The organism is Rossellomorea sp. QJM3NY_18, from assembly GCF_056173145.1.
On record NZ_CM149659.1, the window covers coordinates 1,695,346 to 1,720,566 of the forward strand.

Annotated in this window: 24 protein-coding genes; 21 read left to right on the forward strand and 3 right to left on the reverse strand. The window is 42.6% G+C overall.

Annotated features, from left to right (window positions below):
- Nucleotides 1-24: 24 nt before the first annotated feature.
- The 3 genes from AC0VXY_RS08725 to coaD all read left to right on the forward strand — a co-directional run bounded on the left by AC0VXY_RS08725 (nucleotide 25) and on the right by coaD (nucleotide 2,767).
- Nucleotides 25-1,431 (forward strand): hypothetical protein, encoded by a 1,407-nt coding sequence (locus AC0VXY_RS08725; RefSeq protein ID WP_475527551.1) that lies wholly within the window; start codon nucleotides 25-27, stop codon nucleotides 1,429-1,431.
- 262 nt (nucleotides 1,432-1,693) lie between these two features.
- Nucleotides 1,694-2,248: a 16S rRNA (guanine(966)-N(2))-methyltransferase RsmD gene (gene rsmD / locus AC0VXY_RS08730; RefSeq protein WP_435991518.1), complete on the forward strand. Its 555-nt coding sequence runs from the start codon at nucleotides 1,694-1,696 to the stop codon at nucleotides 2,246-2,248.
- Between the two features lie 33 nt (nucleotides 2,249-2,281).
- Entirely contained in the window at nucleotides 2,282-2,767 is a 486-nt protein-coding gene (gene coaD / locus AC0VXY_RS08735) for a pantetheine-phosphate adenylyltransferase (RefSeq protein WP_060669926.1), read from the forward strand.
- Between the two features lie 78 nt (nucleotides 2,768-2,845).
- On the opposite strand, the gene ylbJ is transcribed toward coaD, so the two are convergent.
- Nucleotides 2,846-4,066: a sporulation integral membrane protein YlbJ gene (ylbJ, locus tag AC0VXY_RS08740; protein WP_475527552.1), complete on the reverse strand. Its 1,221-nt coding sequence runs from the start codon at nucleotides 4,064-4,066 to the stop codon at nucleotides 2,846-2,848.
- A gap of 175 nt (nucleotides 4,067-4,241) precedes the next feature.
- Between ylbJ and AC0VXY_RS08745 the strand changes: the two genes are divergently transcribed.
- Together AC0VXY_RS08745 and AC0VXY_RS08750 are read left to right on the forward strand one after the other, a co-directional pair.
- On the forward strand, nucleotides 4,242-5,021 hold the full coding sequence (locus AC0VXY_RS08745; RefSeq protein ID WP_435991513.1) for a patatin-like phospholipase family protein: 780 nt from the start codon (nucleotides 4,242-4,244) through the stop codon (nucleotides 5,019-5,021).
- Nucleotides 5,022-5,026: 5 nt separating this feature from the next.
- Entirely contained in the window at nucleotides 5,027-6,070 is a 1,044-nt protein-coding gene (locus AC0VXY_RS08750; RefSeq protein ID WP_435991511.1) for a SepM family pheromone-processing serine protease, read from the forward strand.
- Between the two features lie 46 nt (nucleotides 6,071-6,116).
- Here AC0VXY_RS08750 and AC0VXY_RS08755 read toward each other — a convergent pair whose 3' ends face one another.
- Complete coding sequence (locus AC0VXY_RS08755) at nucleotides 6,117-7,334, reverse strand: nucleotidyltransferase (protein ID WP_475527841.1); 1,218 nt, start codon at nucleotides 7,332-7,334, stop codon at nucleotides 6,117-6,119.
- 368 nt (nucleotides 7,335-7,702) lie between these two features.
- On the opposite strand from AC0VXY_RS08755, the gene AC0VXY_RS08760 reads away from it, so the two are divergent.
- The 4 genes from AC0VXY_RS08760 (at nucleotide 7,703) to AC0VXY_RS08775 (ending at nucleotide 10,113) form a co-directional block, all read left to right on the forward strand.
- Nucleotides 7,703-8,245, forward strand: coding sequence for a YceD family protein (locus AC0VXY_RS08760; RefSeq protein ID WP_435991507.1), 543 nt, complete (start codon nucleotides 7,703-7,705; stop codon nucleotides 8,243-8,245).
- A gap of 64 nt (nucleotides 8,246-8,309) precedes the next feature.
- Nucleotides 8,310-8,483 (forward strand): 50S ribosomal protein L32, encoded by a 174-nt coding sequence (gene rpmF / locus AC0VXY_RS08765; protein ID WP_060669915.1) that lies wholly within the window; start codon nucleotides 8,310-8,312, stop codon nucleotides 8,481-8,483.
- A gap of 132 nt (nucleotides 8,484-8,615) precedes the next feature.
- On the forward strand, nucleotides 8,616-9,374 hold the full coding sequence (locus AC0VXY_RS08770; protein WP_475527553.1) for an enoyl-CoA hydratase/isomerase family protein: 759 nt from the start codon (nucleotides 8,616-8,618) through the stop codon (nucleotides 9,372-9,374).
- Nucleotides 9,375-9,501: 127 nt separating this feature from the next.
- A complete protein-coding gene (locus tag AC0VXY_RS08775) occupies nucleotides 9,502-10,113 on the forward strand; it encodes an RsfA family transcriptional regulator (protein ID WP_435991503.1) in 612 nt (203 codons plus the stop codon).
- 48 nt (nucleotides 10,114-10,161) lie between these two features.
- Here AC0VXY_RS08775 and AC0VXY_RS08780 read toward each other — a convergent pair whose 3' ends face one another.
- Nucleotides 10,162-10,638 carry an N-acetyltransferase gene (locus AC0VXY_RS08780; RefSeq protein WP_435991501.1) on the reverse strand — a complete coding sequence of 159 codons (477 nt, stop codon included), beginning with the start codon at nucleotides 10,636-10,638 and terminating at the stop codon, nucleotides 10,162-10,164.
- 232 nt (nucleotides 10,639-10,870) lie between these two features.
- Here AC0VXY_RS08780 and AC0VXY_RS08785 point away from each other — a divergent pair, with 232 nt between their 5' ends.
- The 12 genes from AC0VXY_RS08785 (at nucleotide 10,871) to AC0VXY_RS08840 (ending at nucleotide 25,219) form a co-directional block, all read left to right on the forward strand.
- Nucleotides 10,871-12,220, forward strand: a complete 1,350-nt coding sequence (locus tag AC0VXY_RS08785) for an acetyl-CoA carboxylase biotin carboxylase subunit (protein ID WP_475527554.1) — start codon at nucleotides 10,871-10,873, stop codon at nucleotides 12,218-12,220.
- A 60-nt stretch (nucleotides 12,221-12,280) separates the two neighbouring features.
- Nucleotides 12,281-12,496, forward strand: coding sequence for a biotin/lipoyl-binding carrier protein (locus AC0VXY_RS08790; RefSeq protein ID WP_060669906.1), 216 nt, complete (start codon nucleotides 12,281-12,283; stop codon nucleotides 12,494-12,496).
- 94 nt (nucleotides 12,497-12,590) lie between these two features.
- On the forward strand, nucleotides 12,591-14,132 hold the full coding sequence (locus AC0VXY_RS08795) for an acyl-CoA carboxylase subunit beta (RefSeq protein ID WP_475527555.1): 1,542 nt from the start codon (nucleotides 12,591-12,593) through the stop codon (nucleotides 14,130-14,132).
- A gap of 141 nt (nucleotides 14,133-14,273) precedes the next feature.
- Complete coding sequence (locus tag AC0VXY_RS08800) at nucleotides 14,274-15,170, forward strand: 2-dehydropantoate 2-reductase (protein ID WP_475527556.1); 897 nt, start codon at nucleotides 14,274-14,276, stop codon at nucleotides 15,168-15,170.
- Nucleotide 15,171: 1 nt separating this feature from the next.
- Entirely contained in the window at nucleotides 15,172-15,558 is a 387-nt protein-coding gene (locus AC0VXY_RS08805) for a DUF3397 domain-containing protein (protein ID WP_475527557.1), read from the forward strand.
- A gap of 88 nt (nucleotides 15,559-15,646) precedes the next feature.
- Nucleotides 15,647-17,266, forward strand: a complete 1,620-nt coding sequence (bshC, locus tag AC0VXY_RS08810) for a bacillithiol biosynthesis cysteine-adding enzyme BshC (protein WP_475527558.1) — start codon at nucleotides 15,647-15,649, stop codon at nucleotides 17,264-17,266.
- Nucleotides 17,267-17,483: 217 nt separating this feature from the next.
- A complete protein-coding gene (gene mraZ, locus AC0VXY_RS08815; RefSeq protein ID WP_254653743.1) occupies nucleotides 17,484-17,915 on the forward strand; it encodes a division/cell wall cluster transcriptional repressor MraZ in 432 nt (143 codons plus the stop codon).
- Nucleotides 17,916-17,953: 38 nt separating this feature from the next.
- A complete protein-coding gene (rsmH, locus tag AC0VXY_RS08820; protein WP_435991487.1) occupies nucleotides 17,954-18,889 on the forward strand; it encodes a 16S rRNA (cytosine(1402)-N(4))-methyltransferase RsmH in 936 nt (311 codons plus the stop codon).
- A gap of 24 nt (nucleotides 18,890-18,913) precedes the next feature.
- Entirely contained in the window at nucleotides 18,914-19,282 is a 369-nt protein-coding gene (ftsL, locus tag AC0VXY_RS08825; protein ID WP_435991485.1) for a cell division protein FtsL, read from the forward strand.
- On the forward strand, nucleotides 19,282-21,477 hold the full coding sequence (locus AC0VXY_RS08830; protein WP_435991483.1) for a penicillin-binding transpeptidase domain-containing protein: 2,196 nt from the start codon (nucleotides 19,282-19,284) through the stop codon (nucleotides 21,475-21,477). Before ftsL ends, AC0VXY_RS08830 begins: the two co-directional genes overlap by 1 nt.
- Nucleotides 21,478-21,633: 156 nt before the next feature.
- Complete coding sequence (locus AC0VXY_RS08835) at nucleotides 21,634-23,553, forward strand: stage V sporulation protein D (protein ID WP_435991481.1); 1,920 nt, start codon at nucleotides 21,634-21,636, stop codon at nucleotides 23,551-23,553.
- 205 nt (nucleotides 23,554-23,758) lie between these two features.
- A complete protein-coding gene (locus AC0VXY_RS08840; protein ID WP_475527559.1) occupies nucleotides 23,759-25,219 on the forward strand; it encodes a UDP-N-acetylmuramoyl-L-alanyl-D-glutamate--2,6-diaminopimelate ligase in 1,461 nt (486 codons plus the stop codon).
- The last annotated feature ends 2 nt before the right edge of the window (nucleotides 25,220-25,221 follow it).

Consider the following 25,221-nt stretch of genomic DNA (forward strand, 5'->3'; position numbering starts at 1 on the left):
AGCATACGGAGTAAGGGGTATAGTATGAAACGATTTGTATTCACTTTCGGTTTTTTGATGGTCCTGATAAGTTCCGGTATTCTCTTTTTCCAGTGGATGGGGTTTACGACAGAGAGTGCGGGTGAATCCAGTGTTATTGAGGTAAATCAATCCTATTCCATCATTCATGAAGAAGATAAGTTTCAGGTGGCTCAGACGATTCGCTTCCCATCCATCATTCCTTCTGGCCCCCTCCTGATCAAATGGCCTGAGGGGGCAGGGAACTTTACCTGTAAAGATAAAGAAGATAACAAGTGTTTAACGAAAGAAAACGGTGAATTCTATGTGAGCTCCTTGAATCAGGATTCTCAGGAAATCACCATAACCTATTCATTAAAGCAGTTGACGAAAGCTGAGAGTGTACCATTAAGAAATTGGTATCCTGTACTTTCTGGGGTTTCAACCCTTAATACAGATATTCAGTTAACGGAAAAGAGTTTAAGAAACGGAAAATGGATAGCGGGATATCCAACATCAAACCACAAAAAACTGGATTATATCGATTATTATTTCTTTAGTGGCAGAGGGGAACCTTCAGATTTGGTGTGGTCAAAAGAATCATGGAAAGAGAGTGGGTCGCGGTCAGTAAAAGTATTGACTGAGGAAGGGGATCCAGTCGGATTTGATAAGCTGGATACATTTGAATCCGCTGATGGTTTTGTGACAGTCCTTATTACTGATAAAATCAATCCTTTTAAGTCCCCTCATCTGATTGTGATCAGTGAAGCGTACGGGGATCAGTTGAAAAGGATAAAGCAAAGCCTGTTGTATCAGACTTTGTCTTCAAAAGATGAAGATGCCTGGTTGAAGGAATTGGCTGTCAGTGTCCTGCTTAATGAGACTCCATACTCTGCCAAACCGGCATGGGCATACAAGCAGCTGAAAAACGGTCTCAGCCCGACCCAGTGGGATGATCTTAGACAAAATATAAAGAATCGATCCGTAGACAGTGACATGTTTGATGAAGCAGTCAGTAGAGTGACAGGGTTTAGATGCACCTTTTTTGCTGAAAATGTGAAAGGGAATGAGCATCCTCTGCTAATCCTTAAGGCCAGTAAGCCAATGAAGGTAAATCGAAAACCAATTCAGCTGTCATACATTTCATATAAACAAAAGGAATATATTCAATTCCCTGAGGCGGTAGAGGCTTTAGGGATTGAAATAAAAGAACTGGAGCCTGGCGTATACTTCACTTCTGTAGAGGGGAATACATTAAGGTTTTATATAAATGAAGATTATTTCATTTATAATGAAGAAAATTACGGATTACTCGGGAAGCCGGTTCAAACGATAGGGGATACCATCTATATGGACATCCATTGGTATGAAAAATTGTTCAATGCGGAAGTGAAGAACAAGGAAAATGCTATCGAGATTTTAAAGGGAATGTAAAAAGCCCTGCAGAACTTTCTGCAGGGTCCTTCTATATCCATCTCTGGAAAGAAGGCAAAGGGAGAGGAGAAACCGGAGGAAGAACTTATGGGGAATCGTAAGTCTTCTCCGCGGTTGGCAACAACATCAGTTAGGATGCTGTTACTCTCATTATCACCTATCAAAATGATTTTATACATTTCCGATGCAAATTCTGAATGTGGCGATATGTGTCGAGATATGATAGGATAGGGAGGAAAAAATACATATATGGTGGATGATTATGAGAGTCATATCAGGTACGTTAAAGGGCAGGCCGCTAAAGGCTGTTCCTGGAAGTGGAACACGGCCCACGACAGATAAGGTGAAAGAATCGATATTTAATATGTTAGGTCCCTATTTTGAAGGCGGGACAGGATTGGATTTGTTTGCAGGAAGCGGCGGACTGGGCATTGAAGCGTTAAGCCGCGGACTCGATTCCGTCATTTTCGTGGACAGGGATCAAAAGGCGTTTCAAACGGTAAAGGCCAATCTTAAAGACTGTGATTTGATGGATCAAAGTGAAGTTTACCGAAATGAAGCTACGAGAGCGTTAAAGGCGATACTAAAAAGAGAAATAGTCTTTGACTATATATTTCTGGATCCTCCCTATAAACAGCAAAAGCTTCAGCAACTCCTGGAATTCATCGATGAACACAACCTTCTGAATGAAAGCGGTTACGTCATGTGTGAGCATGGGTCGGAAATAACATTGGAAGATAGAGTGGGAAGCTTGAAGAAGGTAAGGGAAGAGACCTATGGAATCATCAGAATATCGATATTTTCCAGAGGAGAATGATAGGCAGTACGATAACGAGCGGGAGGTAAGGAAATGCCAAGTATAGCAGTTTGTCCGGGAAGCTTTGATCCCATTACATACGGACATTTGGATATTATTACACGGGGTGCTAAGGTATTTGATGAAATGTATGTGGTAGTATTAAATAATTCTTCTAAAAAACCACTCTTTTCGGTTGAAGAACGAATTGAATTGATTCGGGAAGTCACCAGGGATATACCAAATGTAGTAGTCGATTCATTTCAAGGTTTGTTGGTCGATTATGCGAAGAGTGTGAATGCAAAAGCGATCATCAGGGGATTAAGAGCGGTATCGGACTTTGAATATGAAATGCAGATCACGTCCATGAACCGGGTACTGGATGATGAAATAGAGACGTTCTTTATTATGACGAATAATCAGTATTCTTTCTTAAGCTCGAGTATTGTCAAAGAAGTGGCTAAATACGGAGGCGATATCTCTGAGCTTGTACCAAAGCGTGTAGAAGAATCATTAAAGACGAAATATCAACGTGACTAACCATACAGGGTTGAGCCGGCTATAGACCATATATCTTCACTAACTGTGATATCGGTCTAAGGGGATCAACCCTGTTTTTCATTCATTCACATGTTTTCGTGCATATAAAATCAAGTATACAATCAGACTTGAAATCGTGATAATGGGACCAGCTGTCTTGAACCAATAGAGCATGTCGGTCCAAAATGCGTCGTTGTGCCTGGCAAATACCGGGATGGCGTTGGATAGCTGTTCATCGGAAAACCTCTCATAAATGGGCTTCCAAATGAGAATGGTAGTGACAGATGCTGCAATCCCGTGAACTAAGCGTGCGTAGAAGAATGGTTTAAATCGAATATCCGTATCTGCAAGGATACTTGCGACCTGAGCCTGGACGCTGAAACCGCTGAAGCCTAATATAAAGCTTGTAATGATCGCTTGATGGAGGAGGGTGGCTTCAGTTATACCGCTTGTGAGTTTTGAACCCAATGTGATTTCAAAGAGTCCGGAAATAAAAGGGATACTTAACTGGTCAGGTAATTTCAAAAGCATAAATAAAGCCGATAAACCCTCGGCAAAAAAGGTCGTAATGTGCAGATGATAAAGCATTTTATTAATAACAGAAAATAATATGATGAATCCACCAATCATTAATAAAGTTTGAATAGATGAAGTGACGGCATCTCCCAATAATTTGCCGATGGGGCGTTTGTCCTGTAGTCTTGTCTGGTGAAGTGCCGAGAATGCTTCCCTGAGGATGAAACCCTTCCTTTTCTCGGAGCTGCTTCTGATTTCTTCTTTTTCCTTAGCTCCATAGAATCTCATGACGACTCCAACACAAATGTTCCCGATATAATGAGCGGCTGCTAACACAATGCCCAGTGTAGCGTTTTGAAAGAACCCGACGGATACTGCTCCGAAGATAAATAACGGGTTGGAAGAGTTCGTGAATGAAACGAGTCGTTCCGCTTCCAGTTGCGAAATTTGTTCTTCCTGACGCAAACGAGCCGTCAATTTAGCTCCTGCTGGAAACCCCGATGCCATCCCCATTGCCCACACAAATCCGCCTACCCCCGGGACCCGGAATAATGGTCTCATCAAGGGCTCCAGCATTACTCCTATAAACCGGACAACGCCAAATCCGATCAGCAATTCAGATACAATAAAAAACGGCAATAAGGATGGAAAGACGATTTCCCACCACATGTCCAAACCTCTGATGGATGCCTCCAACGATTCCCCGGGCATCAAGATAAGAGAAGTGGCAAAAACCGTCACACTTATGGATAAGGCCAAGGTTTTGATTTTTGATTTGAACAACAGGACTTCCTCCCCTAAGAATATAGTTCCTTCTATCTCAATTCCTTGTGAAAAGGGAAAAGAATGATAAAATGAGATTAATTCAACTTGTCCTCATATTATTCAATATACTCATACATAATTGAAATAGACCATATGATGAATAGACCGATAACTCGGGAAAAGGGGGAAGGGCATGGATAGACCAAAGATCGGATTAGCCCTCGGCTCGGGTGGCGCAAGGGGATTTGCTCATTTAGGCGTCTTGAAAGCCTTTGATGATGCCAACATACCGATTGATATGATTGCAGGCAGCAGCATGGGGGCACTTGTCGGCTGCTTCTATGGGGTGGGTCACAAGATGGAAGACCTATACAAGCTTTCCACTACCTTCAGAAGAAAGTATTACTTGGACTTTACCGTTCCGAAAATGGGTTTCATATCTGGTAAGAGAATAAAAGAGTTCATTCAGCTTTTCACTCATAATAAAAATATTGAAGAATTGAATATTCCGGTAAGTGTTGTGGCAACTGACATTACGAATGGAGAAAAAGTCATCTTTACTACCGGTCCAATAGCAAGTGCTGTACGGGCAAGTATCGCTATACCGGGTATTTTTGTGCCTGAAAGGATAAATGGCCGTCTATTGGTGGACGGGGGCGTCATTGACCGGGTCCCGGTTTCGGTGGTGAAAGAAATGGGAGCGGATATTGTGATCGGGGTCGATGTGTCTCATGTTAAACGTAATGCAGAAATCACCACCATATATGATGTGATCATGCAAAGCATTGATATCCTCCAACTGGAAATCGTCGCTCACCGTGAATTTGCTTCTGATTTCATGATCAGACCACATGTAGAAATGTACAGCACCAGAGCTTTTAAAAACATTGAAGATATCATCGATATGGGAGAAGAAGAAGCAAAGAAGGCTATTCCTTCCATCAAGGAAGCTCTGGACAAATGGAAGGAGTAAAAAATATGAAAACGAAAACGCTAATAAGAACCCTGCTCATCATGACCATCATTATGGTCGCCACTTCTTTTTATTATCTCCCTTTCTATGTAACGAAACCCGGGAGTGCACATGAACTGGATCCGATCGTCCACGTCGAGAATGGATATGAAGACGATGGGGAACTGATGCTGACAACCGTCAGAATGGGAAGGGCGAATATATATGCCTATCTAATGGCGAGCATAAGGAAATATGAATATATCTTTCCGGTAGAGGAGATCAGGAGTCCACATGAAAGCGATGAAGAATACAATCTTCGCCAACTTCAGCTCATGAATAATTCCCAAAGCCATGCCATTGAAGTGGCATATAGCAAAGCAGGCAAACCGTATGAATATAAGTATAAAGGGATATATGTATTAAATATATATCCAGACATGCCAGCTGAAAAAGTTCTGAAACCGGGCGATCGGATCACCGCCATCGACGGTCAAACGTTTCAGTCGTCACAAGAATTCATTGATTACGTAAGTGGGAAAACGAAAGGAGATAAAGTGGACATCACGTTCGTCCGGGATAAAGAGGAAAAGGTTGAAACGATTCCACTGGAAGCATTTCCAGACGTCCCTGATAAGATTGGCCTCGGGATCACATTAAGCGATGATAAAGAAATCATAACTGATCCACCAGTAAAGCTTGAGACCGAGGAAATAGGAGGGCCTTCTGCCGGATTGATGTTCAGTTTGGAAATCTATGATCAACTAACGAAGGAAGACCTTGCAAAAGGGCACAGGATCGCCGGGACCGGTACGATTTCAGAAGATGGTGTAGTTGGACGTATCGGGGGTATCGAACAAAAAATCATTGCTGCTGATAATGCGGATGCCGAATATTTCCTTGCACCGGATGAAACTATAACAAAAGAAATGAAGAAAAAATACCCTGATCTTGAATCCAACTATACCGCTGCGAAAAGAACAGCTGAAGACATCGATACGGATATGAAAGTGATACCAGTAAAAACGTTTGATGAAGCCCTATCTTTCCTCAAATCGATCAAAAAATGAACAAAGAGACTGCCTTCAATACGGGGGGGCAGTCTCTTTGTTTGAATCATATTGTCTTCATGATAGGCGGTTGAGACCACTCTTGTCGAAGCAGTTTTTTTCGTGCGTCTGGCTCCTGTAGGCCCAATGAATAAATTTCCGCAGCCCTGACATCTAATTGAGTATCATGTTGATCCGCACTGGATAGCTTGCTGATCAAAGGGAGGGAGAGGTTCTTTTTACGGGAATGAATATATTCCCTTCCCCTGGCATTCATCCCTAAGAGGCGGATATAACTTGGGGAGTCATGCCGGCTCCGCATCTCTTCTTTATGTGTATCGGTTAATACGTGAAGGAGCATTCTTTGAAGGCGTGTCCAAGTATATCGCTTCGTCTTGAGCTTCGTCATGAATTCTTCAAAGGATAAGGAAGACTTCGCATACTCTACCATCCGGTTTTCTATTCCCTCTTCTATTTCATATATATCCCTCAACTCATCCTTTGAAGAGGAAAGAAGCTTGTATTGAAGCAAGGTCCAATAATTCTCCCACCTGTGGAATCCTCCATACTCACTTTTGTATCTTACAAGTTCCTGCACAGAACTGGCAGGAAGATAGGATCCGATCTCGTGATCTCCTCGGGTACTGAATATACTTTTTCGAATGCTGGTTGCACTTGCAATTGAAGGGGAAGAGAAATGTTCATCATGGTAACCGGCAGATTCCCGCGTAATGGTATATGCTTTTAATGAAGAACCAAGTTGATTCCTTGCCTCCAAATAGTGAAATCCTAATATATTGTTGGGTTTACTTAAATCGATGACAGAATCCTGATTTCCTAATTTCCGAAATGCACCGGCCAGTGCTGAAGGATAGCTCATCCCTTCCTGGATAAATTCCTTTATGTACGTATCGTATTGTTCCCGGTTTGTTTGGATGAATCGAATCGTGTTGAGGAAAGCATCAATATCACCATCTTCGCTCCCGAAACAGAAGCTTTCACAGCCAAATCGATCAAGAAGCGAAATGGCACCTTTTGAAAAAACTTCCGCATGCTGAGTCGCAAAACAATATGGAAGCTCTATGACAACATCCACTCCAGCATCCAATGCCATCCTGGTACGTGCCCATTTGGAAACAAGTGCTGGCTCCCCGCGCTGGAGAAAGTGCCCACTCATCACGGCAACGACAATATCCGCCCCGGTAGCGGCCCTTGTTTCCCTCAAATGATGTAAATGTCCATTATGAAACGGATTATACTCCACAACTACCCCTGTCGCTCTCATAAAACCCACACAACCTTTCCGTAATCAGTCTCACATTCTTTATAGTAGAAAATAAAAGTACTCAAATATCATTTTTTATTGAAACAAACTAAATATAACATATTTAATGATTCTGCCTTTCAGTTAAATTGGAAAGACTATCCTTTAGAATCAAAGAGTGGAGCGGAGAGGAGCGGTCACTGTTATATTAAGTGCCCATTTATGCACCTCAATTGAATGACTCATAACAAATATAATAAAATATTTGAAAGTCCTTATATTTAAACGTTATAATTACAACACTATGGGTAAAGAGAGTGTAAAGAAAAAATATTGACAAACGGTATTATGAAAGCTATAATTACCTTTGTTGCCTTGAGGTGATTACATTGAAATGGTCAATAATCCAATTACAAAAATTTAGAGACAAGGGACTTTCCTTAGACGAAACGATTAATTTGGACGACCTGAAAGAAGTCGATCCCCAAATTATAGAAGTCTCGCCTATTCGGGTGTCTGGAAAGGCAGATATTGGTTCAAACCGTGTCACTTTCCATCTTCATATAGAAGGGAAGTTAGTCCTTCCTTGCTCAAGAACCCTTGTGGATGTCGATTTACCAGTTGACATCAATACGATTGAGACGTATCTTCTAAATGAAGCTGATTATGATCAGTATGAGGAAGAGGAAGTACATCGTATACAAGGTGATGTTATTGATTTAAAACCGGCTATCAGAGAATTACTGTTACTTGAGATTCCGATGCAAGTAATCAGTGATGAAGCGAGAGAACAAGATGAGATGCCTTCCGGTAAGAACTGGGAAGTGATGACCGAAGAACAGGCTCATCAAGTCGAACAAGAGGAAGAGAAGAAAGTAGATCCTCGACTCGCTGACTTAGCAAAACTTCTTGATCAAAACAAGAACTCTTAAAAGCGAAGTACCAGCTTGACTGGCTTCATAATGAGTATGAATCTCTTTTAAGGAGGTGGGAAGAATGGCAGTACCTTTTAGAAGAACTTCTAAAACAGCAAAAAGACAACGTCGTACACACATCAAACTAAGTGTACCTGGTATGGTAGCATGCCCAAACTGTGGTGAAATGAAACTAGCACACCGTGTTTGTAAAGAGTGCGGAACGTATAAAGGAAAAGAAGTTGTAAACAAATAATCGTTTACACCTCAAAAAAGCGTGAAGAGACCATGGCTCTTCACGCTTTTTTTGTCGTATCTAGAGAAAAGGTCTGTTCATCCCATCGGGAAAACCATACACTATAAGTAAGATAGAAGGGGGCTTTTGAAATTGGGAGAATATTCAATACATATGAACAACGAAGGGATATTGGAGTTTATCATCGACCGACCAGATAAACGAAATGCAGTGAGCTATGAAATCATGAATGGGCTTCAGAAGGCGATTGATGAGAGCGTTCAAAACGATCAAGTGAAAGCGCTCCTCATAACCGGAAGCGGAGATCAGGCTTTTTGTTCCGGGGGAGATTTGTCACAGTTCCATAATCTGAAAACAGAAAGTGAAAGCTACGAAATGCTCAGTAAAATGGGCATCCTCCTTACGAGACTCGCCTTTTTGCCGAAACCTACCATTGCCTTCATCAATGGGACAGCAATTGGAGGGGGATGTGAGATCGCAACTGCGTGTGACTTCAGGGTTTCAAGAAGAACCGCAAAAATGGGTTTCGTTCAAGGGAATCTTGCCATCACTACCGGATGGGGAGGAGGGACTCTGCTTCTTGAAAGGCTACCTGTTTCCAAAGCTCTTTCTCTTTTAATGACGGCGCGTCTGGAACAGGCAGAAGCCCTTTATCAAATGGGGTTCGTAGATGAGGTGGTGGATGAAAAGGTACCAGTGCATGAAATACCATTTATTAAAATGATTTCATCTAAATCTGCAGGGGTTTTGAAGGCATATAAGCGGCAACTTCTAAACCAATGGAATACAAAGAGGATAGAAGAGAATATCCTGAAGGAAATCACACAATGCTCCAAACTTTGGGCACACGATGAGCACCACTTGGCAGTAGAACGATTTTTCTCTAAATAGGCATATTACCAAAAGGAGCAGGTGAAAACCGGTTCCTTTTTTGTATGGTAAAAAATAGCGATGCTGATTCTATCTTCTCTAGTAAGAGCATATGTATGGAGAAACTGACAAAATAGGGGGGATGGAAATGTCTTCAAATAGACAGGATGCCTGGAGCCAGGATGAAGATGTATTGTTAGCGGAAGTGGTATTGCGTCATATACGCGAAGGTGGTACTCAGCTGCAAGCGTTTGAAGAAGTAGGAAAAAAACTATCAAGAACATCCGCGGCATGTGGCTTTCGTTGGAATTCATTTGTTCGTAAACAATATAAATCCGGAATCGAACTGGCAAAGAAACAGAGAAAGCAATCTAAGAAACATTCTCCGCTAAATAAGACGATTGAAGAAAAGCAGAAAATCCCGACGGTTGAAAGTACGTCGGAGTCTCCAGAAGCATTTTCCATGGGAAGTATGATACAGTATCTTCAAAAGGCTGAGGAAGCCGTCCGTAACGAGGAAAAAGTACGAAATGAAAACAATCAGCTTCTTGAACAAATCTCACAGCTGCAGGAAAAGCTTAAAGAAACAGAAGAAGAGTTGGAAGAGTATCAAGAAAAATTCAATCTCCTTGAAGAAGATCATAAATCTTTATTAGCCATCTTTGAAAAAGCGAGAAAAATGGCCCTGCTTCAAGGAAATGAAGACAAAGTGAAATTCCAAATGGATAAGAACGGTAATTTACAAAGATTGAATAAATGAATAGAAAAAGGCTGACTCAAGAGTACTTGAGCAAGCCTTTTTTGTGTATTAACTGATTTTCTGTTCTTTGACCCCTTCAGGGAACCATACGTATGGATTTTCACCTAAATCTCTTTCTACTTCGTATGTGACGGCTTCAAACCCCATTTTCTCCCAAAATCCTTGAGATTTAATACGGGAGTTTGTCTTGATCGGCAATCCGAAGTTCTTGGCGAATTCCACTAATTCTTTTCCATAGCTTTTTTTCTGGTATTTTGGCAATACTTCAAGCTTCCAAAGCTCCAGGTAATTCTGGGGAGGATCGAAGTACTGATCAAAACGGGCATTGCGTTGATAAAGACTCATTCTGGCAACCAGGGTATCCCCGAAGTAAATTCCGTAAAATGGAGATTCACTATCGTTTTCAATAATATTGGCCTGCAGGTCCTCAAGCATGGATAATTCCTGTACACCATATTCTTTAAATTTCTTAAACTCCTCTAGAGTTTTATAGTTTACTTTTAATTTTTCCACTTTCACTGCCATAGTATGACCTCCTAAAATGCTGAAAAATGTTTCTTTGAAATTATGAAGAATGTTGTATCCGTTTGCAATTCGTTTACTATTAGAACAAGTATTTATTATTATTATATAACAAAATAACAAAAAATTCTGCACTTAATTAAGAAAACGTTTACAATGGAGAAGAAGGATTTCGACGATTTTTGTAGAATTCGTATTATGAACAGGTGTGTTCTATGAAGAAAGGGGAGAGATTGTGCAGAAGATATTAATTGCAAACAGGGGAGAAATCGCTTCAAGGATCATCAAAACATGTAAACAATTAAACATTCAAACAGTCGCGGTCTATTCAGATGCAGATCAGGATATGCCCTTTGTGAAAGAAGCGGATGCTGCATTTTGCATAGGGGAATCACAAGTGAACCGTTCTTACTTAGTAGTGGACAATATACTGGAAGTTGCAAAGGAAGAGAAAGTGGATGGAATCCACCCTGGATACGGCCTGCTATCAGAAAATGCTGACTTCGCGAAGAGGGTGACGGAAGAGGGCTTTACTTTTATTGGTCCTTCCCATGACATCATTGAAAAAATGGGAGATAAGGTAGAGGCAAGAAGAGTCATGCAGGAAGCGTCCGTCCCTGTAGTACCGGGAAGCGACGGAGGAGTCGGTACCATCGAGGCTGCCAAAGAGGTTGCCCGTGAAATCGGCTATCCCGTTATGCTGAAGGCAAGTGGCGGAGGCGGGGGGATCGGCATGATCCGCTGTGAAAATGAGCAAGCGCTCGTTCAAAGCTTTGATTCTACTAAAAACCGTGCAAAAGCCTATTTCGGGAAAGAGGAAGTCTTTCTTGAGAAATGTATAGAGAATGCGAGACATGTAGAAGTGCAAATTTTCGGTGATCATCATGGGAATCTCGTTCATCTATTTGAACGAAATTGTTCCGTACAACGAAGAAATCAGAAGGTGATAGAAGAATCACCTTCTCCTGCCCTTTCTCAACAAACGAAGGAAAAGATGTTCACAGCTGCCATACAGGCTGGAAAGGCAGTGAATTACACGAATGCAGGAACGGTAGAATTTATAGTTGATGAAGAAGAGAATTTTTACTTCCTTGAAATGAATACGCGTCTTCAGGTTGAGCATCCGGTCACTGAAACGGTCACAGGGCTGGATCTTGTGAAGTGGCAGCTGCTTGTCGCAGACGGTGAGCCTCTGCCTCTTTGCAGGCAGGAGGAAATCCATAATATCGGTCATGCGATTGAGTTCAGGGTATATGCCGAAGATCCAAAGACGTTTTACCCTTCTCCAGGAAAGCTGAAAGAATTGGAATGGGGCGAAAGTGAAGGTGTCCGTATTGACAGCGGATACGAAAAGGGGAACAATGTGACTCCATTCTATGATCCGATGATATCTAAATGTATCATCAAAGGAAATGACCGCCAGGATGCACTGAATAAAGCAAAGGTTTTCTTTTCAGGGGTAACGATTGAAGGGGTCAAAACGAATGTCAGTCTTTTCAGGGATATCATTGAAGACAGCGACTTTATTGAAGGATCATATACGACAAAATGGCTCCAGGACTTTCTGACAGCCAACCGCACGTAATGAGGTGCGGAATGCACCGCAATATATCAAACATAAGAAGACAAACTGGAGGAATCAATCATGAAGGAAATCACATCAACAATGGCAGGGACGGTATTAAATGTATTAGTGGAACAAGGTGGAGAGGTATCTACCGGGGATACAGTTCTAATGCTTGAATCCATGAAAATGGAAATTCCCGTTGAAGCTGAAGCGGGAGGGAAAGTGACGGAGATTAAAGTGAGTGTAGGGGACTTCGTGAATGAAGGGGATGTATTACTTACGATCGAAGGATAATCATGGTAAAACAATGAGCCGGAAATCAATGGCGATTTCTGGCTTGTCTGTGAGCCATTCTTGTATAGCTACATAAAACGACGGAGGGGATAGTATGTCGACATCTAAAACGATCATCAATACTCTTGAAGAGACGAGAGAAAGAATTGCATCCGGTGGTCAGCCTAAATATCATGAGAAATTGAAAGAACAAAAAAAGATGTTTGTCCGGGATCGTCTGCAACAATTATTTGATAATGGGGATTATCAGGAAGATGGGATGTTTGCCAATAACAAGGCTGAAGATTTACCGGCTGATGGTGTTGTGACGGCGATCGGAAAAGTAGGAGGGCAGACTGTGTGCGTCATGGCAAATGACTCTACGGTTAAAGCCGGTTCCTGGGGTGCGAGGACGGTAGAGAAAATCATCAGAATCCAAGAAACCGCACTCAATTTAAAAGTGCCAATCTTCTATTTAGTGGACTCTGCAGGCGCGCGTATCACCGATCAGTTAGATATGTTCCCGAATCGGCGGGGGGCAGGTAAAATATTTCATAACCAAGTAAAGATGTCCGGGATGGTTCCACAAATTTGCGTCCTTTTTGGACCATCGGCAGCTGGAGGAGCATACATTCCTGCCTTCTGTGACATCGTCATCATGGTAGATGGAAATGCGTCCATGTATCTTGGGTCGCCTCGAATGGCGGAAAAAGTCATCGGGGAGAAAGTCACCCTTGAAGAAATGGGCGGTGCAAGAATGCATTGTACGGTCAGTGGATGTGGTGACCTGCTTGCTTCATCCGAAAATGAAGCGATTGAAGAAGCGAAGAGGTATCTAAGTTATTTCCCGGCAAATTACCAGCACAAGCCAAAGGTGTTGGAGGGAATTGCACCTAAACATGATAAACTGCTGGAAGATATCATTCCTGAACATCAAAATGCTCCTTTCAATATGTATGATTGCATCGATACATTGATTGATGAAGGAAGCTTCTTTGAAATGAAAAAGCTATTCGCTCCTGAATTGATCACTGGTTTCGGTCGACTTGACGGGAAGGTAGTGGGCATCATTGCAAATCAACCGAAAGTGAAGGGTGGAGTCCTTTTCCATGATTCTGCGGATAAAGGGGCTAAATTCATTCAATTATGTGATGCCTTCCATATTCCTTTGTTGTTCCTTGCTGATGTGCCTGGATTCATGATCGGAACCAAAGTGGAAAGGGCGGGAATCATCCGTCACGGGGCAAAGTTGATAGCAGCCATGAGTTCGGCAACGGTTACGAAAATTTCTGTGATCGTCAGAAAGGCATATGGAGCAGGCTTATATGCCATGGCTGGTCCGGCATTCGATCCGGATGTGTGTATTGCTCTTCCTACGGCGCAAATCGCCGTAATGGGTCCTGAGGCGGCGGTGAATGCCGTTTATTCCAATAAGATCCAGGCTATCGAGGATCCGAAAGAAAGAATTCAGTATGTCCAGGAAAAGCAGAAGGAATATAAAGAACATATCGATATTTATAAGTTGGCTTCTGAATTAATTGTAGATGAAATCACCGCCCCGAATGAATTACGATCCGTATTGATCCAACGTTATAAGCTTTATGAAACTAAGGATGTCAGGTTCAGTGACAGAAAACATCCAGTATATCCTGTATAAGCATATACTAAAGCAGGGCTTGTTCCTTTGGAACGGGCCCTTTTCTTTTGAACAGGAATTGATTCTTTCTGCCCATAACCGTTTTCTCACTGAATAAAATTTGGTAAAATGTTCATAAACGATGAAAAAGAAGGAGTTTGTATGAAAATTGGAATCATTGGAGGAGGAGCAGTCGGCCTTTTATTTGCCGGTTATTTGGGCCGGTTATTTGATGTTACCCTTATTGTGAGAAGAGAGTCTCAAGCCCGCTCACTGTTGGAAAATGGGGTTACCATACATAAAAATGGTTCGGCAATCACAACAAAGGTCGGAGCAGTACAAGAAATCGAAGTTCAAAAGGAATTAGACCTTGTGATTGTGGCTGTGAAGGAATATGATCTCCCGTGTCTTAGAAAGGAGCTCGTGGGACTCGGTTCTCACCTGCCCCTGATGTTTGTTCAAAACGGGGTGGGTCATGTTGAATGGGTGAAAGCATTACCTCATTATCATCTGATCGCCGGTTCAGTGGAGCATGGGGCAATGAAGGAGAATGATGTTACTATCCATCATTTAGGGGAAGCAGTGACGAATATTGCTTTAATTAGAGGAAATTGGCGTGCTATAGAAGAATTAGTATCAAAGAGTACTGCTTCCTTCCCGTTTTCAATCCAGCACGACTTCGAGAGAATGTTACTGACTAAGTTATTCGTCAATGTATCAATCAACCCGCTTACAGCTTTAACGGGTGTGACGAATGGTAAGCTTGTTGACAACCCGTATTTCCATGGTCTACAGAAGGAATTATTCAACGAAATGCTTCTCTTATTCCCTCAAATGGAAGGGGATATTTCCTTTGAAAAAGTAGTCGATATCTGCCGGAATACATATCAAAATAGATCTTCCATGTTAAAAGACATAGAATCACAAAGAAGGACGGAAATTGAATCGATCATTGGCGTCCTTCTGGAAAAAGCGCAAAAAGAACACCATTTTGTACCCATCATGAATCTACTTTACCAATTAGTTAAAGGAATAGAAAGAGAAGGTCTGGGGGGATAAAATGGCTTCCATTTTTTCAACGATCATTGCCATTTTCGTCATGATTCCATTTTTGGGTTATTTCATTAGCTTTATTCTTGCGAAGGAAATCTTAAAGAGTCACCGGAGAGCTGTTCATATCGCCATTGATATTACGACATTTCTCTTAATTGTGTCTGTTCACTTCATTATCCTCGCCATTTGGAAGACATCATACCTTTGGGTCATTTTTATTGTGATCTGTTCAACCGGGGTGCTGTTTGCCATTATGTATTGGAAAGCAAAGGGTGAGATCGACTACCCAAAAGTACTTAAGGGCTTCTGGCGGATGAACTTCCTTTTATTTTTCACTGCCTATATCACCTTAATGATCACAGGTCTGATCCTCCGAATTCTTGAATTGTATTAAAAATTAGCAGGCAAGTTTTTTCCTTTTCCTTTAGTGGAATGATATACTCATCGTTAGGATATCAAGAGCTAGAAAAGGAGTAATTCATATGGAATTGGAAAGCTTAAACATTCCAGCAATAAATCAGTTTGCATCTAAATACTTAAAACAAGAAGAGCCTGTCACTTCTTTTTTTCACTATAATATCAACAGACCATCAGTTTACGAGGAACGGATGGAGGATTTAAGGTCCCGTCATTTCCCTCGGGAGGGTCTCTCAGAATGTATCTCTTCCTATATGAAAGGGCTGCCTACTTCAGATAAAGTAGATGAGGCACTTGAGAAACTGAGCAATAATGCGGTAACCGTCGTGGCCGGTCAACAGGCAGGTCTTTTGACAGGCCCTCTTTATACTATACATAAAATCATTTCAGTTATTCAATTGGCCAGGCAGCAGGAAGAGAAACTTAGGCATCCGGTTGTACCGGTTTTTTGGATTGCAGGAGAAGACCACGATTATCAGGAAGTGAATCATATATACGTTGAAAAAGGATCGAAGCTTGAAAAGGTGGGGTATCCCGAGAGAGTATTGGAAAAAAAGATGACCTCTAACATAACGTATTCTAAATCGATAATGAAGAAATGGCTTGATGACATTCTGGTCGCTTTAGGGGAAGCGGAATACTCAAAGCAGCTTTCAGTGGAGCTTCATCAGATGATCGATGAGGAAGAGTCGATCGTCCGCTTATTTGCCCATATCGTAATGAGTTTATTCAAGGAGTTCGGATTACTGGTCATTGATTCCTCCTACCCCCCACTAAGAAATCTTGAAGCGACCCATTTCCGTCAATTGATCGAGAACAGCCAGTCGATAACGGAGGCGGTCCTTTTGCAACAGCGTGAAATCCGGGAAAGTGGATTTCATACTCAGCTGGAGATCTCCCCCTCTGCCGCCAATCTTTTTCTTCAAATTCAGAATGAAAGGGCTTTGTTAGATCGGGATGGGGATATGTTTTTTGAGAAAAATAACGGAAAAACATATTCTTCCGTTGAGTTATTATCGATGTTGGAGAAGAGCCCTGAATCATTCAGCAATAATGTCGTCACAAGGCCAATGATGCAGGAATGGTTATTCCCGAACCTGGCGTTTATTGCGGGACCGGGTGAAATAGCCTACTGGGGAGAATTGAAAAAGGCGTTTGAATATGTAGATTTGAAGATGCCTCCCGTCGTGCCACGATTAAATATCACCATTGTGGAAAGGGAGATAAACAAGAGGATTCAAGACCTCCAATTATCCATTCACGGAGTAATTACAGAAGGGGTAACAACTGCCAGGGATGCTTTTTGGAAATCTCTTGAGCGTCCTGGGATAGAAAAGGAAATGAAGAGCATCCAGGTTGAACTCGATCGCCGATATGAGGAAATCCGTAAACAGGTCGTCTCGATTGATCGGGGATTAAATCCGATCCTTGATAAGAACCTTGAATTCCATCATGGTCAGTTTGATTATTTGCGCAAAAAAATTGACAAAGCGTTAAAAGATAAACACTCATTAATCTTCACTCAGTTCACGAAAGTGGAAAACAGTATCAGACCAAATGAAGGACCACAGGAAAGAACCTGGAATGTCCTCTACTTCATGAACAAATACGGCCCCACTTTCGTAAGGGACCTGACCCTGCAGGATTATTCCTTTGATGGCACTCATAAAGTAATATATATTTGATCGGTCAATAAAAAAGGACCCAATTCGTTTTTATATGCGAATTTGGTCCTTTTTATGTTGTATTGAGACAAAATTCAACCTTGGAAATTTGTCTGTAAAAGCAAGAAAAACACTAATGAAAAATAGAGGGAATATTTTGCAAGGAAAGAATATAAAAAAGAGTGGAGAAAAGTGGGGGGATGTGGTACATTTGTGATAGAAAGTGGGGGCAGTGCATATGTTCATGGGCGAATATCAACATAACATTGATAATAAAGGCCGTTTAATCGTACCTGCCAAGTTCCGTGATCATCTCGGGGATTCTTTCGTCATCACCCGGGGACTTGATCAGTGTTTATTTGGTTACCCCATGGATGAGTGGCGATCCTTAGAGGAAAAGCTTAAAGCTCTGCCGCTTACTAAAAAAGATGCCCGTGCCTTCACTCGATTCTTCTTCTCGGGGGCAACCGAGAGTGAACTGGATAAAACGGGCAGGGTGAATATTCCTGCTACACTTGTGAATTATGCGCAATTGGATAAAGAATGCATTATTTTGGGAGTTTCCAATCGAATTGAGATTTGGAGTAAATCATTATGGGAAGACTATTTCACACAGTCTGAAGATTCATTTGCTGAGCTTGCAGAGAATATGGAGGGGTTTGATATTTAACCCGCCACAAAACGTTCGATTGGAAAGGTGAAGTCAACATGTTTAAACATACAACCGTATTATTGAAAGAAACCGTAGATGGACTGGATATCAAGGAAGATGGAGTCTATGTGGATTGTACGTTAGGCGGGGCGGGCCATAGTGAGTACCTTGCCAGCCAGCTTTCGTCCGAGGGGCATCTTTATTGCTTCGATCAGGATGAAACAGCTATCAACCATGCGAAAGAAAAGCTTGCAGCTTATCAGGACAGGGTAACATTCGTTCAATCAAATTTCCGACATATCAAGGAAGAACTTGAACATCTCGGAGTACATAATGTGGATGGGATTCTTTACGATCTGGGTGTGTCATCTCCTCAGCTGGATACTCCAGAAAGGGGCTTTAGTTATCACCACGATGCGCCTCTGGATATGAGAATGGACTTACAAGGTGAAGTAAGTGCTTATGATGTCGTCAACCACTGGTCGTTTGAAGACCTGGTCCGAATCTTTTACCGGTATGGTGAAGAAAAGTTTTCGAAGCAGATTGCAAGGAAGATTGAAGCTGCACGCGATGTGAAACCAATCGAAACGACAAGTGAATTAGTAGAACTGATCAAGGACGGGATTCCGGCACCTGCTAGACGAAAGGGTGGTCATCCTGCCAAAAGGGTCTTTCAAGCGATCCGCATTGCCGTCAACGATGAGCTTGGGGCTTTCGAGGATTCATTGGAACAAGCCATAGGGCTTTTGCATAAGGGTGGAAGAGTGAGTGTCATTACGTTCCATTCTTTAGAAGACAGGATTTGTAAAACGATGTTCAAAGAAAAAGCATCAGGGCCTGATCTTCCACCGGGATTACCTATCATCCCAGAGGGGTATGAAGCAGAACTTAAACTTGTAACGAGAAAACCGATCCTGCCAAGCGCAGAAGAGTTGGAAGAAAATAATCGAGCCAGGTCGGCTAAACTGAGAATCGCAGAAAAAAATATATAAAAGAAGGAAACAGGAGGGAGAATTTTGAGTAACTTAGCCAGAAATTATGAGCAGCAAAAAGTTGAGAAATCCTATCAGTCCGCTCAAGCCAAACCTAAGCGTTTGAATGAAGAAAGAAGGTCCGTTGTCACACCGGGTGAGAAAATCCTAGTGGCCATCTTCGCAATGGTATTTTGTATCCTGGCTGTTCAAATTGTATCGACCCAGGCGGCCATTTATGATGTCAACAAAGAAGTTCAACACGTAGAAACGACCGTTGAAAAGCAGGAAAAGGCGAACAATGACCTGAAACTTCAAGTAAGTGAACTGAGTACGTATGAGCGTATTCTCGAAAAAGCGAAGGAACTTGGACTTAACTTGAAAGAAAAGAACGTTAAGGTTGTTGAACAATAATGAAAAAAAGGCCAAGTATGAACATAGGGGCAGCCATCCTTTTCGGGATTTTCGGCTTGCTCTTTTTTGTATTAATGGTCCGCTTTGTCACCATTCAGGTCACAGGGGAAGCGGAAGGGAAGGTCCTTGCGTCACAAGCGGCAAAAAAATATATTAAAAGTCATATTTTAGAAGCACATAGAGGAACAATCTTTGACGGGAAAGGTGAAGTCATCGCAGAGGACACATCCGCTTATACACTGGTTGCGATATTAGATCCAAGTATCACCAGTAATCCAAAGAAACCTAAGCATGTGACAGACCCTGAAAAAACGGCCGAAGTCCTTGCCAAGTATCTTGATATGAAGGAAAGTGAGATTTATGACCGCTTAAACAAAAAAGGTACTTATCAAGTGGAATTCGGTGCTGCAGGAAGAGACTTATCCCATCAGATGATGCTTGAAATTAAAGAAGAAGATATTCCCGGTGTTACGTTCAGGAAGGAAGCGAAACGATTCTATCCTAACGGCTCCTTCGCCTCACATCTTATCGGGTTCGCACAGAAGACAACGGACGACGATGGGGACTCTACAACAGTGGGGAAAATGGGAGTGGAAGCAAGTTTCAATGATGTATTGAAAGGCAAAGATGGTTCTGTTTCTTATAAGAGTGATGTGTGGGGCTATTTATTGCCAAATGCAGACGAACATGTTACACCACCCCAGGATGGAGATGACCTTTATCTTACCATCGATAAGAAGATTCAAACCTTCCTTGAGGAAGCAATGAATGAAGTCCAGAAAAAATACAAGCCTAAGAAGATGTTTGCGATCGTATCTGACCCGAAAACAGGGAAGATTCTTGCCATGAGTCAAAGACCTACCTTTCACCCTGACACAAGAGAGGGGCTCCTGGATAACTGGACGAATATCATCGTTGAAGATACCTATGAACCAGGGTCCACAATGAAATCTTTTTCCCTTGCAGCTGCAGTGAATGAAGGAAAGTTCAATCCGAATGAAACCTATGAATCTGGTAAGTATTATGTGGAAAATGTTCCAAATCCGATCCGGGATCATAATGGTGGAGAAGGGTGGGGAACGATTACATTCCTTGAAGGCGTTCAAAGATCCTCCAATGTTGCATTTGCGAATCTGCTTGATAAAATCGGATTTAAGAAATATGAAAACTATTTGCATGACTTTGGATTTGGCGAAGCTACAGACGTAGGATTACCAAATGAGGCATCGGGTTCGATATTATATCATTATCCGATTGAAAAATACACCACCATTTTCGGTCAAGGTACGACCGTCACGCCGCTTCAAATGATTCAGGCGGAGTCGGCCATTGCCAATGATGGGAAAATGATGAAGCCTTATGTCATTTCAAAGATCGTCGATCCCAATACAAATAAAGTGATCAAAGAGACAAAACCTGAAGTTTCAGGGAGCCCGATAACGAAGGAAACAGCGATCAAGACCAGGGAGTACCTGGAGACGACTGTCACATCTGAACATGGTACAGGACAGAAGTTTGCGATAGAAGGATATCGTGTCGGTGGTAAATCCGGTTCGGGTCAGATACCTGATCCATCGAATGGCCGTTATATGGTCGGAAAAGAAAATTATCTTTTCTCCTTTATGGGCATGGCCCCTATCGACGACCCTCAGTTAATTGTCTATGTCGGGGTACAGCAGCCTGAATTGGAACCGACTGAAATCGGCTCTGATCCGGTCTCTGCCATATTCAATCCCGTTATGCAAAACAGCTTAAAATACCTGAACATCAAACCTCAGGAAAAAGTGAGCCTTAAGAAACAATCACTTCCTGATACGAGGGAAATGAGCGTGGAAGAAGCGAAAAAAGAGCTGGAAAAAGCAGGGGTTACTCCAGTCGTGGTCGGAAGTGGTTCTCAAGTGGTCAAACAACTTCCTCAAGGCGGAAACGCCATTCTTGAAGGAGAAAGAGTTGTGATCAAAACCGACGGAGACATCACCATTCCGGATATGAAAGGGTGGTCTGTAAGGGATGTCTTTAAGGTAGCGGGCATTGCCGGTCTGAAGATCAATATGGTTGGAAATGGGTATGCTTTCAGCCAGAATATACAACCTGGGATAAAGGTCAAGAAAGATGAGCCACTCGTCGTCAACTTCAAGACTCCTGAAGAAGCAGCCCAACCAAAAGAAAAAGAAGAACAACAACAACTAAATTAGCAAAAAGGGATGACTCATTGAGTCATCCCTTTTTGTCCAACCTTTCATCAAACAATATCCCGTTAAAAGCAGCCCTTAGTCTTTCACTGAATTCAAACATACCATCATTAGTCCAAGCATATAATGGAACGAGCCATAGAAGGGGAGGTTCCATTTGTGAAAAGAGTATCCAATGTAACGGTAAGGAAGAGATTGGCAGTAGCGCTTGTAGTAGGGGTCCTTATTTTCTCCATCATAGATATCCGGCTGGGGTATGTTCAGTTTTTTAAAGGGGACTGGCTTACCGGTTTGGCAAAAGACTCCTGGAGTCGAAATATCCCGTTTCAACCTGAGAGAGGGAAAATAGTAGACCGAAATGGAGTAGAACTCGCCGGGAACCAAAGTGCACCGACCATATTTGTCGTTCCACGGCAAATTACGGATCCTCAAGGGACAGCGGATAAACTGGCGGCCGTTCTTAATATTTCAGTTGAGTCTGCATATAAATATGTAACACAGAAAGCCAATATGGTGTTGATTAAGGAAGCGAGAAAGATTTCGTATGAAAAAGCGAAAGAAGTGAGGGATTTAAATTTAAAGGGTGTGTATTTAGGGGAGGATTCTAAGCGATATTATCCATATGGAAGTTATTTATCCCATGTACTTGGCTTCGCAGGAATCGATAATCAAGGGCTTATGGGACTTGAACTTTCTTATGATGATGAGCTTAGTGGAGATAAAGGGTATGTCAAATTTTTCTCCGATGCCAAAGGAAAGAGAATGCCTGATATGGCAGATGATTTTGAAAAACCCGAGAATGGGCTGGATTTAAAGTTAACGATCGATACCAAGGTACAAACAATCGTTGAGCGTGAATTGGATATCGCAGAGGCGACGTATAATCCAGATGGCATCATTGCCATCGCCATGAATCCTAAGAATGGGGAAATACTGGCCATGTCGAGCAGACCGACCTTTGATCCGGCTAATTTCCGTAATGTACCTCAGGAGATCTATAATCGGAATTTACCGATTTGGAGCACGTATGAACCTGGTTCTACGTTCAAGATCATTACTCTTGCAGCAGCCCTCGAAGAAAAAAAGGTGGATCTTTATAAAGAGACATTTCATGATCCCGGGCATATCGAGGTGGCTGGGTCGACTCTCCACTGCTGGAAGCGTGGGGGACACGGGACTCAAACATTCCTTGAAGTGGTACAAAACTCATGTAACCCGGGATTTGTCGAATTGGGTCAGAGGTTAGGCAAAGAAAAATTATTCAGTTATATCCATGATTTTGGTTTTGGTGAAAAGACGGGAATCGATCTGCAAGGGGAAGGGAAGGGGATTCTCTTTAACCTTGACCGTGTAGGGCCTGTAGAGCAGGCGACAACCGCATTTGGCCAGGGGGTGGCCGTTACCCCCATTCAACAGGTCGCAGCAGTGTCAGCGGCAGTGAACGGTGGAGTATTGTATCAACCTTATATCGCAAAAGAGCTTATCGACCCTTCAACAGGAGAAGTGGTCATGAGAAAGAGCCCACAGATTAAGAAGAGGGTCATTTCCGAAGAAACCTCCAAGCAGATTCGTGAAGCGTTGGAAAGTGTGGTGGCCAAAGGTAGCGGAAAGAAAGCCTTTGTAGATGGTTACCGGGTAGGCGGGAAAACGGGGACAGCGCAAAAGGCAAAGGACGGTAAGTACCTGGAAAACAATCATATCGTTTCCTTTATGGGAGTGGCTCCTGCAGATGACCCTCAGATTGTAGTGTATGTCGCTGTCGATAATCCGAAGGGTACGATTCAATTCGGTGGGGTCGTAGCAGCCCCAATCGGAGGAAGTATCATAGGTGACAGTCTGGAGGCAATGGGGGTACCGAAGCGTAAAGGTCAAATTGAAAAAGAGATGACGTGGACCGACACCCCGCTGATTGAAACCCCGGACTTGGTCGGATTGACGAAAAATGAACTGCGGGAACAACTGGTGAATCTCGACTTGGACGTAAGCGGAAGTGGAGAAAAGGTGGTAAGTCAGTCTCCGGACCCGGGAGTGAAAATAAAACAGGGTTCAAAGGTAAGGGTTTATCTATCTGAAGAATAATGGCGGAGAAGGTCTACACAATAGTCATTTCATGATATACTTTTTATTTATGCCGGGGATTGAATCGATGAATCCCCGGTATATAAAGTGTCAGCCCGCGTGACGTTAAAAAGATATCGAACTAAGTTAAAAGGTTGATAGCTTTCATTCATATTTTTTTGTAAAATATAAAAAGGTTGCTTTCTGCCTGTGAGGAGTTGAAAGGATGAGATTGCACACTTTGCTGGAAGTACTACCGTTTTTCTCAGTACAGGGTGAAGGGAATCCAGCTATTTCAAACATCGCGAACCATCATAAGAAAGTAAAGAATGGTGATTTATTTATCTGTATTAATGGATTGGAGATCGATAGCCACTCTCTTGCACCAGTGGCAGAGAAGAATGGTGCAGCAGCGATCCTTGCAGAAATGGAACTGGATGCAGGAGTTCCTGTCATTATTGTTCCCGATACGAAGAAAGCGATGGCGATTCTAGCGGACCATTTTTATAAACAGCCCTCCCATCAGCTGCTTTTGGTCGGAGTGACGGGGACAAACGGCAAAACCACGACGACCCATCTCATCGATCACGTTTTTACTCAGAGTGGGATGAAGACAGGATTGATTGGAACCCTGCATATCAAAGTGGGGGAAGAGTTGGAGGTCAGCCATAATACGACGCCTGACAGTTTAACCCTTCAGCAGACATTCAGACGATTTTGCGATAAAGGGGTGCGGACTGCCATCATGGAAGTTTCTTCCCATGCTTTGGATCAAGGTCGTGTGCACGGCTGCGACTATGATATCGCAGTGTTTACGAACCTGACACAGGATCATCTCGATTATCACAAAACAATGGAAGACTACCGTAATGCGAAAGGCTTATTGTTTTCTCAATTAGGGAATACTTATTTCAAGAAATCCCCTAAGTATGCCATTATTAATAAGGACGATGCTGCAGCTGATTATTTCATCAAATCCACAGCCGCCCATGTGTTTACATATGGCCTGGCTTCATCAGCTGATTTCCATGCAAAAGATGTGGTCCTTAGGGCAACAGAGTCGGTCTTCACCCTTGTCTCTCCATTTGGGGAACGGGAGTTGGTATTAAAGTATGCGGGGAAGTTTAATGTATACAACGCCCTGGCTGCAATAGCGACAGCGTTCGCTGCGGGTATACCAATCGATGAAAGTATAAGGAGCCTTGAAAAAGCCAAAGGAGTCAGGGGACGGTTTGAAACAATTTCAGAAGGTCAGCCATTTTCGGTCATTGTCGACTATGCCCATACTCCGGATGGATTGAAAAATGTATTAGAGACCATCCGGACGATTACAAATGGCCATGTGATTGTAGTGGTCGGATGCGGAGGGGACAGGGATAGGATCAAGAGGCCGCTCATGGCGGAAATTGCCTGTGATTACGGGGATTATGCCATTTTCACTTCAGATAATCCCAGGACCGAGGACCCCGGGGGTATCTTGAAGGATATGGAAGCCGGAGTGGTCGGCAAACAATATCAATTGATAGTTGATCGCAAAGAGGCGATTAAAGAAGCCTTGAACCTTGCGAAACCGGGAGATGTCGTCCTGATTGCCGGGAAAGGACATGAAACCTATCAGATCATAGGGAATCATGTATACGATTTTGATGACCGGGAAGTGGCAAGACACTTCATCAAGGGGATGTAGGA